At 70.6% G+C, this 16,761-nt stretch carries 8 protein-coding genes; 7 read left to right on the top strand and 1 reads right to left on the bottom strand.

The features are described 5' to 3' along the window. The first annotated feature begins 189 nt into the window (after positions 1–189). Together J0J10_RS10345 and J0J10_RS10340 are read left to right on the top strand one after the other, a co-directional pair. Positions 190–744, top strand: coding sequence for a YMGG-like glycine zipper-containing protein (locus tag J0J10_RS10345; RefSeq protein ID WP_291646390.1), 555 nt, complete (start codon positions 190–192; stop codon positions 742–744). Positions 745–843: 99 nt separating this feature from the next. After that, positions 844–2,640, top strand: coding sequence for a hypothetical protein (locus J0J10_RS10340; protein WP_291646388.1), 1,797 nt, complete (start codon positions 844–846; stop codon positions 2,638–2,640). 8 nt (positions 2,641–2,648) lie between these two features. Here J0J10_RS10340 and J0J10_RS10335 read toward each other — a convergent pair whose 3' ends face one another. Next, complete coding sequence (locus J0J10_RS10335; protein WP_291646386.1) at positions 2,649–3,239, bottom strand: hypothetical protein; 591 nt, start codon at positions 3,237–3,239, stop codon at positions 2,649–2,651. A 257-nt stretch (positions 3,240–3,496) separates the two neighbouring features. Between J0J10_RS10335 and J0J10_RS10330 the strand changes: the two genes are divergently transcribed. From J0J10_RS10330 to J0J10_RS10310, 5 genes are all read left to right on the top strand, one after another. Continuing rightward, the gene (locus J0J10_RS10330; protein ID WP_291646385.1) at positions 3,497–5,884 is read left to right on the top strand and encodes a hypothetical protein; all 2,388 of its coding nucleotides are present in this window, start codon (positions 3,497–3,499) and stop codon (positions 5,882–5,884) included. Beyond that, positions 5,881–9,420 carry a hypothetical protein gene (locus J0J10_RS10325; RefSeq protein ID WP_291646384.1) on the top strand — a complete coding sequence of 1,180 codons (3,540 nt, stop codon included), beginning with the start codon at positions 5,881–5,883 and terminating at the stop codon, positions 9,418–9,420. The genes J0J10_RS10330 and J0J10_RS10325 overlap by 4 nt, the downstream gene beginning before the upstream one ends. A 127-nt stretch (positions 9,421–9,547) precedes the next feature. After that, the gene (locus J0J10_RS10320) at positions 9,548–11,038 is read left to right on the top strand and encodes a hypothetical protein (RefSeq protein ID WP_291646383.1); all 1,491 of its coding nucleotides are present in this window, start codon (positions 9,548–9,550) and stop codon (positions 11,036–11,038) included. Next, a complete protein-coding gene (locus J0J10_RS10315; RefSeq protein ID WP_291646382.1) occupies positions 11,035–13,692 on the top strand; it encodes a penicillin-binding transpeptidase domain-containing protein in 2,658 nt (885 codons plus the stop codon). The genes J0J10_RS10320 and J0J10_RS10315 overlap by 4 nt, the downstream gene beginning before the upstream one ends. Then, complete coding sequence (locus J0J10_RS10310; RefSeq protein ID WP_291646381.1) at positions 13,689–16,727, top strand: hypothetical protein; 3,039 nt, start codon at positions 13,689–13,691, stop codon at positions 16,725–16,727. Before J0J10_RS10315 ends, J0J10_RS10310 begins: the two co-directional genes overlap by 4 nt. The last annotated feature ends 34 nt before the right edge of the window (positions 16,728–16,761 follow it).

Here is a 16,761-nt window from a genome sequence, read left to right as displayed (position 1 = left end):
GTCGTCTTGATCTGACTTCGGCTCGCCGGCTCGGGTTTCCGCGCATGGAACCCTGTGGCGACGGCTTTTGCTTCACGCTGACCGCGTCTCCGGGCACAGCTCTGCCACTATTGGCACAAGCGACTGCCACATTTCTGACCTCTTGCCCGGAAATGGGCGATATGGAACAGATGGCGCGTGTGGTGCTGCATGTTCCTGGCCGGTTTGGCGAAAACGGCCCAGCCGGCCGCAAAGGCTGTGACAGCTGCAAGCGCCATGTTTCAAGAAGCAAACTTGCAGTGGGGTGACGTAATGCATGCCAAGACCATGAAAGTCGGAACCATTCTCGTCGCTGGCGCGCTTGCGCTGGGCGGCTGCACCGCGTCGCAGGAGCGTGTCGCGACCGGTGGCGCCATCGGCGCCGGCGCCGGCGCCCTGATCGGCGGCGCGTTCGGCGGCTGGCGCGGCGCGGCGATCGGTGCGGCAATCGGCGGCCTGACCGGCCTCGTGATCGCCGATGCGATCGAGCGTGAGCGGGCCCGCGAGGCCGCCTATATCGCGGCACGTTCGGGCTCGAACACCCAGCGCTTCCGCAATTCGAGCGGCCAGGACGTGGTCGTGAAGGCGCGTACGGTGAAGTCCTACAACAACAGCGCCGGTCAGCGCGTTCGCGTCGTCGAGCGCACCGTGACGCGCAACGGCCAGGCCGCCGGTACCGATACGGTCGAGGTCAATCTTTCGACGAACGAAGCATCCGGCATCTGAGCCGGACACAGCCAGAAGAACGACCCTCCCTCGCGCCGCGAGGGAGGGTCCATGGGGACGAGGATGACGGCGAGAGCGTTGCCGAAGTTGGTGAGTTGGATGGCGACGGTCTGGCTCATAGCCGCGTCGCCAACCGTGGCGGCGGCGCAGACCCAGACCTTCCCGGGATATAATCCGCAGGACCCGATCGGTTCGGCAGCGCAGGCCCTGTGGCAGCGCATCGAGAAGCAATGCGGCCCGTTGAAGCTGCCGATCCGGCTCGGCACGGCGTCGCGTCCCCAGCCTGAGAACGCGTTCTCGCGGGACCAGGGCAACAACGTCATGCAACAGGTCCATGCCGCATTCTCACGGCTGGACGGCGTCCGGATGGCGCCCTTCCTCGACATCGGCCCGGTCCTGAACCTCAACGACACCGGTATCCTCGACAGCGTCCTCGCCGGCAATGCCAAGGAACAGCTCAGCAAGATCGAGATCGAGATCCGGGCCACCGGCCAGCGTATCGGCGCCTCGACCCGGCTGCTGCTTTCGGCGCATGGCTGGAACGATTATGTGAGCTGTTCTCCGAGCCTCGACCCCTTCACGGTTTCCGAGGAGTTCATCGGCGAAATCTATCGGCGGACGGAGAACATCTTCGACGAGGTCGCCGAGGCGGTCTGGGAGCAATCGACCGAGACCTCCAACACGCTGGCCCTGTCCGCGCACATGCTGAACGGCGCGCCGGTCAATCCCGGTTGGCTCGAATTCTTCTCCGACCGCATGCGCCGAGCCTTGAGCAAACAGGCCGACGAGGAGAAAAAGTCGCGCATCCGGGCGCCCCGGCAGGTCTCCTTCGCGATGCTGCACGACCCGTCCTCGGAAGAAGGCAGGCGCTGGAGCGCCTCAGTCTCGGTCGAGCAACGGCACAATGGCTACCGCATCTCCGTCAGCGCCAACCGCAAGGATACGACACCGGTGTTCAGCGGTGGCCTCGTCGCCTTCGACGATCTGCCGACGGCAACGCATTGGGCGGCGCTCGGCTCCTCGCGCAGCCAGGCCGCAGTCTCGGCCCCGCGCCTGGGCGAGGCGCCGCTGCGGATCGACGGCCGGGTCGAAGGCGGACGCGGCCTGCAGCAATACGCCTTCTCGATCGCCCGCGAATCCTATGTCGAGGTCGACATCCCGCTGCCGAGCCTGCGCGGTCCCGGCAAGCTGCTGGTCGAGGTCTTCGCGCCGGGCCATCCCCCGCTGCGGACGATCCACATCGCCAATCCCAGCCGGCCGAACCTGCGCCGCTACCGGCTCGGCCCGGGCCAGTACACCATCCGCGTCGCCAATACCGGCCCGACCCGGCAGGAATATCAATTGCGGGCCCGCGCGGTCGACACCAGCGACATGCTGATGCCGGAAGCACCCGGCCGCCTGATCCGCCGGTTCCAGAACTGGTATGCCAGCGTCGTCGAGAATCCGGCGACCGGCAAGCGGACCTGCTATGCCTATACCGCCGCCACCGAGGCCGGGCCGCTGAACTGGCGCGAGCAGGCGCCCTTCATCCTGCTCTCGGCCGAGAGCGAGGGCAGCGGCGCGATCCAGCACCTGCTCGACGACAAGCGCTATTACCGCACCGGCGCGCCGATCGAGGCCTCGGTCACCGAAGGCGGCGAGGTCCGCCCGCTCAACGCCAGCGCGCCCGGCAACTTCATCCGCCCGATGAAGGAAGGCTCGAACGGCCAGCCGATCCTCGATATGGACGCGGTCGCCGGCTACAATAAAGGCACGACCCTCGAACTCACCGGCACCACGCCCGATGGCCGGCCGGCCCATGTGGTCTATTCGCTGCAGGGCTACCGTGCCGCCGTCAACGCCATGTCGCTCGAATGCGGCCGCCGCGATCTCGCCAACGCCCTCGTCTGGAAGTAGCCAACGGCTCAGGCAAGCGCCAGCGCGACCCGCGCCGGCGCCTCGCCCGAGCCTGGCTCGAACCGGATCAGACCGCGCCGAAGCCCGGCACCGGACTCGCGCAGGACGGCGGCCAGCGAACGGGCGGAGCGCTCGAACACGCCCAGCAGGGTCTCCACCAGGCGCGGATCGCTCCAGATCTCCTGGGCGCGCCGGCCGAACGGCGCCAGGAAAGGCTCGATCCCGCTCCAGGCCAGGATCGTCTCACGCGGTCGCGCCATGCCTTCCGCGGTTTCGAGCAGGATGCGCTCGATGATCGGCGCCCAGACACCATCGTCATAGCGACCGATCGGCAGCAGGATCACCAGCCGCTCAGCGCCAGCCAGCGCTGCCCGCGCCTCCGCCCCGGCCTGGACCGGCTCACGGAACAGGCGCGGCAGCAGGCGCGGCGCCAGGAAGCTCGCCTGCGTCTCCTCCTCACGAGCGGTCTCGGCGAGGCCGGTCAGGATGAGGCGACGCCGCACGACTTCGTCGCCCGTCGGCGCGTCGGTGGCCGAAACGCCCCATTGCGCGGGCAAGGCGGCGGGCAAGGCCGCGAAACAAACCGGCTCTGCCGCCATGAAACCGCTCTCCGCTCTGTTCGCTTATCGACATGTCCGGCTCGAACGAGCAGGACAAGGCAAGCACGTCCCGCAAAGTCGCGCGCCCATCTCGGCAAGATTAGGGCGGGACCACTAGACCTCGCAAGCGACAGCTTCCGCCAGCAATACGGAAGCTTCGCCGCCAGCCATGCCCCAACGTCTTGCAAGACGACGGACCATCGCGCAAGGTCCGCCACCGACATCCTCCCGCGCCAGTCCATCCGGAGCCAGCCCCCGTGCATCTTTCCGTGGCGCCCGTCGCCATCATCTGGGACGGCTCGCGCCATGTCGCCGCAATCTGGAACGAAGGCGCCCGAGCCCGCTTCCTCGCGGCCGAAGAAGCCGGTGGCCGCGTCACGCTGATCGCCGCGGGCGATGACGAGGACGCGCCGCTGCATGGCTCGCTGCCACCCGGCTGCCGCGTCCTTCATGCCGTCACCATCGCCGGCGACGGCCAGAGCCGCTCCGTCGCGATACAACTCGACGAGCGCCTGACACCGAACCAGGCCGATCCGGCCGGCGCCGGCATCTCGCTGCTGCGGGCGCATGCCGGCGACGCGGCAGGAAGCTTGTCGCTCGAGCGCCTCGCGCTCGCCGAGCGCCCCGCTTCGGTTCCGCCGTCTCTGATCGCCAGCGGCTTGAACCAGCTCGCGGAAACCGGTTCTGGCGCCTTGCGCCTGCTCGCAGGCCCTTTCATGCACCCGGCCGACGAGCAGGCGACGCTGACGCGCGTCGACGCAAGCCGCGATAGCGGGCTGACACTCGACTTCGCCGGCGCAGGCAGCCAAGCCGGCATTCTGGTCGCGCATCTGCCGGCCGCGATGCGGCAGGCTCGTCGGGCCCTGGCGCAGCTCGACCAGGAGCTGCGGCTCGCCGTCGAGGAGGAACTCGACGCGCTTGGCGTCGCTCCCGCCGATCTGCGCGATGCCGACGCGACCGGCCTCGGGCGCGTCGCGGCGCTGCGCCGCGGCTTTCGCCTGCTGCGCCCGAACGACGAGACCGACGGACGCTGCCGGCTGATCCTGACCGACTGGCTCGAAGAGGACGAGGTTCTGATCTTCGCCGAGCCGCGCCGGCAGCTCGTCTGGACCGGCGCGGGCGAGGCGGCGAGCGGCGCCCCGATGACGATCCGCTGGCAGGACGGCGAGTTCGGCGCCGTCGCACATCGCGAAAGCTACGCCGCCTCGGTCTCGACAGGCCTCGCGCTCGGCGGCGGCACCGGGCAGGCGCTTGTCGTGGCGACGCCCGGCGCGGCTGCACCGCTGCGCGACGATCTCGCCCTGGCCGCCGGCCGGGCGGCCGAGGGGCTCTGGCAGGAAACGGCGGCGCGCCCCGCCCGCCTGAGCGCGCTTCTGGCCGAGCTCGCGGCGGCGCGCACTCCCTTGCAGGCCGAGGCCGGCCCCTTCGCCCGGATCGACGCGCGCGCCAAGGCGCCAGGGGCCACCGAAAATCTGCTGGGTGCGGCGGCCGCCTTGACGGGCCTCGATCCGTCGCGAGCCGACGAGCTCGGCGAGCGCGCGCTCGCAGAGCAGACCGCCATGCTGCTCTGGGCGGTGGCGCAACCGAAGGTCGCGGCGCGCGCCTGCACGGTGCGCCTGCTCCTGCCCAGCCCCGGCCCCGGACATCCCGCGGCGGAAACCGAACGCCTGCTCGGCTGGTACGAGGACCCGGCCTTGCCGCATCTCCTGAGCCGCGAGGCGATGACGCTGGCCGGGCAGGACCGCCGGGCGATGCGCCTTCTGCACGACATCGCGGCCTGCGCGCATCAGAGCTGGCTGGATACCGACGTGGTCGCCGAGGTGGAGCAGACGCTCTCCGAGGCTCGCAAGCGCCGCGGCCTGCGCCCGCTGAGCAATCTCGACGGCCTGCTGCTCGAATTGCGACGCACGATGCAGCGCCGGCCGCCGACCACGCCGGCGCTCGAGGAGGTGGCGCGACAGCGCAGCGAGCTCGTCGCTTCCGGCGCACAGGCAGGCCAGCCGTCGGCGCTGCTGGACGAAGTCGCCAAGCGGCTGGGTGAGCTCACGCCAGGCGAGATCATGCTGCTGCACGCCTATTTCGCAGGGCTTCGCCGCGAAGCCGCACAGAAACGGGCGGCGGGCGAACTCGTCACCAGCTGGGAGGCCATCGCGGGGCTGGGAGGCCTGGCCGCCCGCAATGATCGCGGCAGCGATCCGTTGCGCGGCGCTTCGCGACTGGCGTCGACGTCTCAGGGCTTCGTCGAAACCGTTGATGCGGTGGAGAGCCTGGCTCCGGCACTGGCAGCGATCCAGGCACAGATCGGCCGGGTCCTGGGCCCGGATGACGCCACCGCCCCCCACATGGCGGCGCTGCGCCGGATCCTGGGCGGCTATGGCCGGCTGCTCCTGGCCGACCTCGCCCTGCGAGAGGCCGATGCCGCCTTCGCGGGCACGCCCTTCGCCGCCAAGGCCCTGGCGGATCCCGGAGATCCCGGTTTCGGAGCGGCCTATCGACGACTGCGCGCCGGAACCAGCGATACGCTCGCGCGCTATCTCGCGGCCGCCGCCGCGGTCTCCGGCGTCGATCACGCATGGGGCGCCACGCTCGGCCGGCCTCCCGCAGATGAACCGGCACCGGCCGAAACCGGAAGAGAAAACGGATGAGCGCCGCGTCCTGCTACAATCTCGAGACCAGGCTCGCGAGCTTCAGCGCCACCATCGCGCTCGACCGCGGCGAGGCCTTGATGGACATCCTCGCCTTCGAGGCGCCGGAGGACATGGTCAAGGCGGTCACGGTGACGCTGATCTCGCATGCGCCCAGCCTGCCGAGCGGACTCGATATCGGCTGGCTGCAGGGCGAGACGCTGCTCGACAAGGCGGCAGTGCGCGCCGGCGAACGCCTGGCCCTCGGCCTGCGGCGCGAAGCGGTGATGCGCGCCGTGGCCGCACACCGCCAGCAGGCCGATATCGAGAGCGACGCCAGCCTCGAAATCGCCTTCTCGACCATCGTCGAGACGGCAGGCGGGGCCCGCGCCTCGCCGCGCAGGGTGGTCAAGATCGCGGTTCTGGCCGGCGCCTCGCAGCCGGAATGGCGGATCGAGCCGGTCGAGATCGACCTCGATTCCCTCGCCACCGGCAAGACGCTCGGCATCAGCCAGATCGCCATCGACATTCCCAAGGACATCGTGCTGGAGGGCCGGCGCGGCCTGACCATCGAGGCGAGCTGTTTTGGCCTGAAGGCACAGAACCTGTCGCTCGCCATCGCCGCGCCGATGGACCATTCGGTCTCGCTGCGACGCTATCCCGATGCCGGAGCCAGCACCTGCCGTCACCTGCTCTGGCTCGCCGATGCACCGGCACTCGCCGGGCAGGAGGTCCGGCTCGACGTCACGCTGACCCGCGACGCCGTGCTCGACTTCGTCGACGAGACGATCCAGGCCAATCCCAAGGCGACGCTCCAGGTCCGGCTGACGGCCAAGCTCGGCGGCTGGGTCGCCCAGGACGGCTCGGGCCACGACCCGGACGGGCCGGCCAGGCCCTGGTCGAGCGCGCTCGAGGCCCGCTCCGTGCCGATCCGCAGCCAGAACCGCGGCGAGGTCGCCTTGACCATCGCCGGTTCCCATCTCAACTGTCCGCTCGGCACGACCTCCGATCTCATGCTCGAGGGCGGCCTCAACGCCGAGGTCGACCCGGACGACGAGACCGCGATCGTGCGCTGCGACGGGCTGGTGATCGACGTCAGGCGCTGGCCGCTGACCCGCACCGCCCCGCTGACCATCGATGTCGTCAGCCGGATGGGCAGCAGCGAGATCGCCGAGCCGACGACGCCCTTCCCGCTGGAAATCGTTCGCGAGGGCGATTTCGGCCGCCGCGGCCGCGCCGTCGTGCCGATGCAGGCGCTGACCACGACGCTGTCGCGTGCCGTGCGGACCAGCGGCGCCGACATCCTGCGCGGGCCGATCACGGTCGAGCTCACCATCACCGCCGGAGACGATGGCGGCCGTCCGCTGGTGCGCGCGCGCCTGCCGGTGCGCTACAGCCGCCGCATCCATCGCCTGCCGATCTGCATCGATCTCGGCGCCTCCGCGACGTCGATCTGGTCGGGCGCGCCGCGTGCAGCCGGCCGGGCCACCGAGATCAGGCCGCTGGCCCTCGGCAGCTGGCTGGCGCGGCATGTCGATCCGCGCCATGGCGAGGCGGCCTTGCAGGACGCCGGCTCCGCACCGTTGATCCCCAGCCAGGTCGGCCTCGATTCCGGCAATAATTTGCGTGCGGATCATGCTCCACACGCCCTGCCCGACCTCTCCCTGATCGGCTCCGACCGGGCGACCGTGGCACGACGGCTCAAGGCCTTCGCGCGTCGCTATGACGTGTCGGCGCCGGCCCCCCCGGCGCTGGGAGGGCAGCCGGAAGGCGGCAAGCGGGTGGATTCGCTGAAGCATGCCCTGACCTCGGGCGCCGTCTCGCTGACCTTGCCCGAGCAGGTCCATCGCTACGACGCGGCGGCGGAGCGGGTCGTCGCCACCAATACGGTCGAGATCGCCCCGCTCGTCGCCGACGTGCTCGACGAGCTGGTCGACCTTTATGTGCTGCGCCTCGGCGAGGACCGGCTGCGGGTCGAGGACCACGCGCCGGCGCCGATCGTGCCGCGCATCCTGATCTCCTGCCCGAGCGGCATCGGCGACGAGATCGCCTCGCGCTACCGGGCTGCGCTCGAACTGTTCTCGCAGCGGCTGGAGCGGCTCTTTCCCGGCGCGACGAGCTTTCCGGACGCCGCCGTCACCGTGCCCGAGGCGGTCGCCGCTGCCCGCTATGTCGCCAGCCTGCCCGAGGTCCGCGCTGCCGTGCCCGATCAGGGCGAGGCGCTGCTGGTGACGCTCGACATCGGCGGCGGCACCAGCGACGTGGCGCTCGCCCGCCTGCGGCGCGACGGCGACCGGCTGACCAGCCAGACGCTCGCGACCTTCGGCCTGCCGATCGGTGGCGACATGATGGACGAGGCGCTGACCGAGGCCGCCGCGCGGCTGATCGACAAGGCGATGGAGGGCCAGGAGGTGCATTGGCAGCCGGCCTTCGCCGAGGCCTCGCTGGCGCGCGCCGTGCAGCGCCAGGATGCGGCGGCGCTCTCCGCCAGGGCCTGGCTGCGCCAGGCCGTCAAACGGGCCAAGGCGAATCTCGCTGCGCGCCTGACGGCCAAGGCGGAGGCAGCCCAGAGCTCCTATCGCTGGAATCCGGATTCCCCGGATGAAAGTCTCGACCTCGTCCTCGCCGAATTGCGCGGCGATGGCGAGGCTGCGGGTCTGTTCGTCGCACAGGGCGAGCCGGCACTGGCGGAGGCGGCGCTGCCCGCCGGGCTGCGCCTCGCGCTCGACCCTGCCGACCGCACGGAAGGACGGCGCCTCATCCTCAAGCTTCCCCGCACGGCCCTCGAAAAGGGGGCCGGCGACGCCTCGGCGCGCCTCAACGAGATCGCCGCCGTGCTCGGCGGCATGTTGCCGCGCATGGCGCGCGCCGCCGGGCCGAACCCGCAGCAGCGGCCGGCCGTCGTCGTCGTGCCGACCGGCCGCGCCGCGCTCTGGCCGCCGATCTTCGAGGCGATCGCCCAGGAGGCGAAGCTGAGTCAGGCCGCCCTGCCGTTCGAACGGCCGTTCTCGCCGGCGGCGATGAAGAAGGCGGTGATCGCGGGCGCCGCGATCCTCGGCATCGAGGGCGACATGGCTGGCAGCGCCGTGCTGCACAAGAATCCGCTCGGTATCGCCGCGATGGCGGTGCAGATGCGCGATCTCGGCGCCACCGGCCTGCGCACCGAGTTCGCCGCCGAGCGCATCCATTATCTCGGCTATGACATGGGCTCGGGCGACCGGCTCCATGCCGAGCATGACGAGATCGCGCCCAGCCTGGGCGGGCGGGCCAATCTCGGCCGGCGCTTCCAGTTCGTGCGCACCATCCCCGGGCTCGACCCGCAGGGCAAAGCCTTGTCGCGGCTGCGCCCGCTGCTCGCCGGACAGGACCCGATGGTGCTGCTCGAAGGCGATTCGATCGTCGAGGCGCATCGCGAGGGGCTCGACGGCTTCGGCATCTGCGAGATCGTCTCGGAAGTGCTGTCGCCGACCAGCCGCAAAGTCACGGTGCTCGCCGCCAATGAAGGCTGGGAAGCCTGCTGGCGGATCGAGCATGACCGCGTCTCGCGCATCTATTGAGGCGAGCAAGATCGTGACGGGGCTCGCCGCGAAAACCGCTCTGACCACCGCAAGTGCGAGCTGGCCTCGCTCCCGCGCTGCGCTTCCACCTGTTTCCAGCCCTTCCTACGCCGAGTGAGCTGACGCCATGGCCCTGCCCGACCTGATGGACCTGGTAATGCATGATCCCCGCAGGCTGACCTGCCTGCGCGCCGTCGCCGGCGAGCCGGGCGAACCGATGCCCGGCATCGAGAACCTCTGGCGCAAGCCGGTCTTCGCCCTGACCCAGGCGGGGCAGCCGACCAAGGATGCGCGTCTCTCGCTGGAGGATCTGATCGACCGCAATCGCGGCATCGCCCTGATCGACGGCGGCAGCGGGCCGCAGCCGATCGACATCCCCTTCACCTCGATCGTGGTGCTGACCGCCGAAGCCCTGCCCGGCGCACAGGAACTCGGCCGCTTCCTCGCCGACCGGATCGAGCAGCGTTTCCGCGACGTGATCGATCCGGATGTCGGCGTCACCATCCATGTCGAGCAGAGCCTGCACGCGGCGGCGCCGGTCGCGGTCTATTTCGGCCATGGCGTGCACGCGCCGCCGCAGGGCGGGCTCTTGCCGCATGGCGAGGTGATCATCAAGCAGAACGCCGATATCGCCATCGGTCAGCCGATCATCGGCGCCAACACCGCCGGCGGGCTCTATCCCGGCCAGTCGCGCTTCGCCTTCTCGCGCAGCGAGATGCTGACCCCGGCGGTCCATCCCGACCTGCCGGCCGGGACGATCTTCTTCCTCGGCCGCTACCCGGTCGATTCCTCGGCGCGCGATGCCGGCGGCCTGCCGCTGCTCATGGCCCTGCCGCAGACGCCGGAAGCGCGGGCGCAGGCAATCCAGGTCGAGACGCTGGCGACGCCGACGCAGGGCGGCATCGATGCCCGTTTCGAGATCCTCGGCATCCGCCCGCAGACCGGCCGCGTCTCGCTCGGCATCGTCGACGTCACCCTCGATCGCCGCCCCTGCCGCCTGCACCAGCAGCCGCCCAAGGGCCCGCATCTGGCCGTGCTCGGCCTCGCCATCCCAGAGAATTTCGGCGGCCGGCGCATGGCGCGCTACTGGGTCGAGCGCAGCCATGGCGGGCGATTGATGTCTTCGGCCATGCTCGCCCCGCGCGACAGCATCGTGGTGCAGGGGCGCGATGCCCGCCGCTATGACCGCCGCGAGCTGCGCTACAGCCGCGCCGGCGGCGAGTTCCGGGCCGAAAGCATCGGCTTCGACAATCGCCGCCGCTCGGTGCTGATGCTGGAGGAAGGCGAGTTCGGCTATATCGCCCTGCCGCGCGAGCAGACCGCGATCTCCTTCGGCCCTGACCAGTCCGCGCGCGGCTATGGCAGCTTCGACTGGCTCGGCGAAGCCGTGCGGGTGCAGTTCGGCTCCGGCGTGGTCGAGCGTCTCGACAATCTCTATGATCACAACCCGGTCGGCTTCATCGCCGCGGTGCCGGGCGGCGTCGCCGTGCAATCGGCCGGCGACATCTGGATTCTCGGCGAGCGCAAGGCGCAAGCTGCCGGCACCTGCACCATCCCCGCCAACGGCCCCTTCGTGCTCGGGCCGCTGGTGGTGGAGCTTCGGGGAGCGATGCCATGAGCCATCCGCTTTTCCGCGGCCTCAAGCGCAGCCTGGCCGCACTCGCCGTCGGGCTCGTCACCATCGCCGGCTTCCTCTGGCTTTCGGGCGGGCTGATCGGGGAACTCGCCGCCAGCCGGGCCTGGATCAAGCAGCCCGATTTCACCGAAACCAGCCGCTCGAACGAGGACCTGTTCATGCAGGCCGTCTCGACCGGGCTGATCTGGCTCGACCCGGCCGGGCCGACGATCCGTTCGCAGCCCTGCGAAGCGCTCTACGACCCGTCGCTGACCGTGGCGGCGCCGCAAGGCACCAAGGAATTCTCGCGCACCCTGCTCGACCGGCTCTGCAACCTGCCGGCCGGCCAGCAGATCCGCTCCGAGATGCTGGCCTGGAACAACTCCTTCCTGATCGCCGCCGCTCGCGACGACCGCGCGCCCGACCGGCGCTGCGCCGACGGCACGCCGCTGACCCTGCCGGTGGTGCCGGCCGGCTGCCGGCCCTCGAGCTGGACGGCCCGCGTCGCCCAGACCACCGATCTCGCCGCGCCGCTCAACGTGATGCCGAACGCGGTGCCGCCGCCGCGCGACTTCTCCGATTTCGCCACCCGCCGTGCCAACCAGCTCTCGGACTGGGCGCTGTTCGGCCCCCTGCGCGAGCGCGACGACCGGCTCGCCCTCTCCTCCCGCCTGCCGGCGGGCGGGCGGCGCATCACCGTCGACATGATCCTGGAGCCGAGCCGCATCGTCGTCGGCAATGAGCGGGCCAATCTCGACCCCAAGCGCGACCAGCAGACCGTCCGCCTCGCCGGGATGAGCATCGCGGCCGAGCGGATCTGCTCCGACAGCGACGATTTCGCGACCTGCGCCGAGGAAGCCGCGCAAGGCCTGCCGCATGGCTGGCGCTTCACCATCACCGGCCAGCGCCGGCGCGAGACCGAGATCACGGTCGAAGGCTCGCCGGTACGCGCCGTGCCGCCGCGGGCCCGCGAGATCCTCGGCGGCACGACGGCGCAGGCCGAGGACGGCAAGGTCAAGCTCTGGCGCTCCTCGCATATCGAGGCCGATTGCGAGCGCGCCAAGGCCAAGCTGGTCTGCGAGCTCGGCTGGCGCGGCGCCGTCACCCAGCGGCGCAGCGGCGCCGGCCGCGCCCTCGCCTTCGCCGACGGCACGCCGGCACTCGACGCCAATGGCGTGCCGCTACCGATCGTCGACGAGCTCGGCTTGACCGCGATGATCGGCTATGGCGCCGGCGATGTCGGCTCGCTCTCGGCCGCTCTCGGCCGCGCCCGGACCCGCGAGAATCTCGTCCTGACCATCGAGCCGCGCCTGCAGAAGCTGGTGCAGGAAGCGGTCTACACGCAGATGGGCGAACGCATCGCCCGCGGCAAGCGCCCGCGCAAGCCCGGGCCGCTGCCGGTCAACCTGCCGCCCGAGCAGGAACCGCCGGACCAGGGCGACGGCCGCGCCGTCGTGCTGCTGATGGACGCCGGCGACGAACCGGGCGCCGTGCTCGGCATGGCGAGCTGGCCGGATTTCGTGCCGGGCATGCACAGCTGGGACATTCAGGCACTCTCGACCGGCCGCGACAGCGATTCCCCGCTCGCCGGCCATGGCTGGCGCGCCGGCGACGTCCACACCATGCCGGGCTCGACCTTCAAGCTGGTCACCGGTCTCGCCGGCATCCTCGCTCTGAAGGAGCAGCCCGGCCTCGCCGACATCATCATGGGCCGGACCCCGCCGGGGCAGCAGGCGCAGATCTTCGGCATTCCCGGCGGCGGAACGCTCAACGTCGACGGCGTGCAGATCGCCAACTATGGCGGCGCGGGCTTCAATGTCGGAATCCTGGCGCCGTCGCAGACCGGTTGCCCGGATGGCGGACGCGGCGCGCAGATCGGCTTCTGCGAAGCCCTGATCAAGTCGTCGAACCTGTGGTTCGCCGGCGTGGCGCTGACCATGGACGGCAGCAAGGTCGGCGGCCGGCCGAGCACGGTCCCGTCCCGCACCGGCACGGTCCTCGCCCGCATGACCGAGCACCTCTACCCGATCACCCAGCCGGGTCAGCTCGCCCAGCCCGGCGTCGACCTGACGCGCGGGATCGTGCCGGGCGCGCAGCGCCTGACGGGCGAGGCGCTCGACCTCGCCGTCGAGGACAAGCGCAACGCCAGGCGCATCGACCTCGTGACGAACTCCTACGGCCAGGGCGTGCGCGCCACCCCGATCGCGATGGCGTCCATCTACGGCTCGCTCGGCGCCCGCAAGGTGATCCGGCCGCGCGTGCTCAAGCCGGTCAGCGACGTCGCCGAGACGCCCCAGCCGAACGAGGGCCAGCCGGTCATCCCCGGCATGGATCCGCGCCAGGCCGAGCCCTTCCTCGATGGCGCCCAGCGCGGCCTGTTCGGCGTGGTCAACGCGCCGGGCGGCACGGCGGCCGGCGTGATGGCGAGCCTGCCGCCGGAGATAAGGCGCCGCATCTACGGCAAGACCGGCACCGCCGACACCACCGACGGCATGAACTCGGCCTGGTTCGCCGGCTGGATGAACGATGTCGCCGGCAGGAAGCGCGTCGCCTTCACCTGCCTGGTCTCGCATACGCGGGAAACCGGCGGACGCGCCTGCGGCCGGCTGATGGCCGGGCTGCTCGGGAAGGTCGCCGCGCTCGGAGACAAGAAGTGAGCGAAACGACCGCGCTGCGCCAGCTCCTCGGCCGCTGGCTCCAACTCCGCCCCTTCCGCCTGCCGCGCATCCGCCTCGGCTCGACCGGAGGCGCGGTGACCGGGCTCGTCCTGCTCGCCGCCTGCCTCGCCCTGCTCGGCTTCTGGTGGCACAATACGAGCTATCTAATCGAGACGGCGCGACCGGTGGTCAGCCTGGAGCGGCTCGACCTGGCCCTGGCGCGCGGCGAGACCGTCGCGATCGGCCGGCGCGAATTGCTGCAGCCGCAGCGCTTCGACTCCGCCGAAACGCGCCATGTCGCCTTCACCCGCCTCCCCGACGGACGGGTCAACATCCGCAACGTCGCCAACAGCCGGCGGCTCTGGCTCGACTACGCCAACGGCTCGGGCAGCTTCTCGGCGCGCTGGCGCTTCCAGCCCGGCGACCGCATCGCCGCCGGCGCGCTGACGATCGCCGTCGACGAGGCCAGCCCGGGCAATCTGCACCTAACCCTGACCGAGGCCGGCAAGCCCGGCCCCGGCCGCAAGCTGACGGTGCAGCGCACTGGCCCGGTCACGGCGCTACGGCTCGACGGCAATGCCCTGCCGGTCTGCCAGCCGCGCGGCGCGGCCGACCGCATCCGCGAAGTCGTGACCGGACTGATCGCCACCGACGAGCGCGGCGAGGATCGCATCGCCCAGATCGGCGGACGCCTGACCTGCTCGGTCAGGGACGAAGCCCATGTCGCCGCTGGCGCCCTGCCCTTCAAGGCGCTGACCATCGTGGCGCGCGGCGGCGGCTTCTTTCTGGCGCCGGGCGATGCCGTCGATGCGCCACGCCCGCCGGTGGTCTTCGCGCGCGGCAATCAGCGTGTCACCGATTTCGGCGACATCGCCTGGGAGCTCGATCCGGACGGGCCCGCCCGCCTCAGCCATCTGATCATCGGTCGCACCCGCTATGCGGTCGAGATCGGCGATGACGTCGGCGGCCGCCTGCCGCTGCGGCTGACCCCGCTCAGCAAGACCCACCGCTTCGATCCGGCCGAAGCCGAGCAGTTGCGCGCAGCCTCGACGACGGAGAGCGTGCGGCCGGTGATCACGCCGCCGCGCCAGCCGATGTCCGGGGCGGAGCTCGGCAACCCGCTCAGCTCGCTCAACGGCGTCGAGCGAATCGTTCGCCTGCTGCTGACGCTCGGCCTCGCCATCTTCGGCATCCTGTCGGCGATGCATCAGGCCAGTGCCTTCCGGCGCAGCGCCATTCTGGTCAGGCTGGTCGGCGCGCTCGGCTCCACCGCTTTCATCACCGCGACGACGATGCTGGTGCTGGCGCCTGAACTGTCGCGGCTCGGCGGCGCCTCGATCTCCTATGAAGGCGCGCTGCACGCCACCATCCTGGCCTATGCCATCGCCTGCCTGCTGCTGATGGTCGGGCCGCGCTTCACCACGCCGATGCGCGTCGCCTGGCTCGGCCTGCTCGGCCTGTGCTGCCTCGGCAGCCTGACCCTGCTGGCGCTCGGCATCGACGCCGAGAAGACCGACTTCACCATCCATGCCGAGAAGAACAAGCTCTTGTTCTTCGATCTGATCCCGGTCGTCGCGGTGGTGGTCGCCCTGCAGCCGCAGCGTTCCATCGCCGCCCTGCCGCGCTCCTTCTTCATGGGCGTCGGCTTCAAGGACCAGCTGCTGCGCGCCATCCCCGCCGTGCTGATCCTCGTCGCCTTCATCGCCTGGGGCGTGCTCGGCACCGAGACCGGCGTCGCCGGCTTCCAGCCGGTCGAGCTCGGCAAGATCGCGCTCGTGCTGGTGCTGGCGCATATCTTCCTCGGCTTCTCGCGGATCGACTTCTTCTACAACCAGCGCCACTACATCTCCTGGCTCGGCGTCAGCCTGGCGACGGTCCTGGTCTTCATCCTGTTCCTGACGGCGATCCCGTTCCTGAAGAGCGACTACTCGCCGGCGCTGATCATCATCATCACCACGGTGGTGCTGGCCTTCGCCTTCCTGCTGCCGAGCACGCTGAAGCGTCTGTTCGAGATCACCCGCGTCTTCCTGCGCCGGGCCGATGCGCCGCAGCGCAAGGTCCGCAAGCTCGGCTGGCCGCGCGGCGGCGTGCTGGCGCTGGTGCTGGTGATCCTGCTCGGCATCAATGCCGCCTTGATCTATGCCTTCCCCGGCCTCGTCACCTATGCGATTTCCGGGCAATGGAACCTGCCGAAGGAACGCATCGCCGCGATCGACGTGCTCGAGAAGGCACGCGGCGGTGCCTTCCGTGTCCCGGCCGAACGGCTCCTGACCTGGTATGATCTCGACCATGCCAGGCTGCGCGGCGCCGCCACCGGCGAGGTCCGCAATCCCGACGTGATGCACCGCGATCTCGGCTTCCAGCTGCTGCAATCCAAGGTGGCGCTCGCCGAAATGCCCTGCACGCTGGCGAGACTCGATCTCGGGCTCGACAAGACGCCACCGGAAGTCCGCCGGGCCCTCGACGAACTGCCGCCCTCGCCGGTCTCGCTCTGCGCCATGCTGCCCGGTGCGCGCGCGACGCCGATCGCCGAGCGCAAGAGCGAGATCGAGGACGAAACGGCGAGCCGCTTCACCGTCAGCGATCTCGTGCGCGTGCCGGTGGTGCAGAACGACTTCATCGCCACCTTCCTGATGGTCCGTTTCGGGCTGCCGGCCGGCCTCGCGCTACTCGCCGCGCAGGTCGTCACCGTCTTCGGCCTGCTGGCGCTCGCCGTCGGGCTGATGCGCGAGCGCGCCATGGGCTCGGCCCAGGAGGGCGCGAACAAGGGCATGGCGATCGTGCTGGTCGGCATCGTCACCATCTTTGCGCTGCACTGGAGCATTTCCTGGGGCAATGCGCTCGGCCTGCTGCCGGTGATGGGCCAGCCGATGACCTTCATCGCGGCAGCGACTTCGCATCACATGCTGATGGCGCTGCCCTCGATCGCGATCGCGCTGATCGCCGGGCGCCTGGCCGCGATCCGCCAGCTCTCCCCGACCAGCGACCCGCCGCCCTGGGGGCTGTGGCGCGGGCTGACGCGGGCGGGCCTGTAAACGCCCCCTGCGCCATCGCCCGGGCGGGAGCAGG

This window comes from Allobosea sp. (assembly GCF_017308075.1).
Lineage (GTDB): Bacteria > Pseudomonadota > Alphaproteobacteria > Rhizobiales > Beijerinckiaceae > Allobosea.
Note: the sequence above shows the minus strand (reverse complement) of the source record. Positions and strands in the feature narration are given on the sequence as shown.

Excerpts from the sequence above, each read along its gene's own strand:
- J0J10_RS10345 (WP_291646390.1), top strand. The coding sequence starts at position 190 with ATGTTCCTGGCCGGTTTGGCGAAAACGGCCCAGCCGGCCGCAAAGGCT.
- J0J10_RS10340 (WP_291646388.1), top strand. The coding sequence starts at position 844 with ATGGCGACGGTCTGGCTCATAGCCGCGTCGCCAACCGTGGCGGCGGCG.
- J0J10_RS10335 (WP_291646386.1), bottom strand. The coding sequence starts at position 3,239 with ATGGCGGCAGAGCCGGTTTGTTTCGCGGCCTTGCCCGCCGCCTTGCCC.
- J0J10_RS10325 (WP_291646384.1), top strand. The coding sequence starts at position 5,881 with ATGAGCGCCGCGTCCTGCTACAATCTCGAGACCAGGCTCGCGAGCTTC.
- J0J10_RS10320 (WP_291646383.1), top strand. The coding sequence starts at position 9,548 with ATGGCCCTGCCCGACCTGATGGACCTGGTAATGCATGATCCCCGCAGG.
- J0J10_RS10315 (WP_291646382.1), top strand. The coding sequence starts at position 11,035 with ATGAGCCATCCGCTTTTCCGCGGCCTCAAGCGCAGCCTGGCCGCACTC.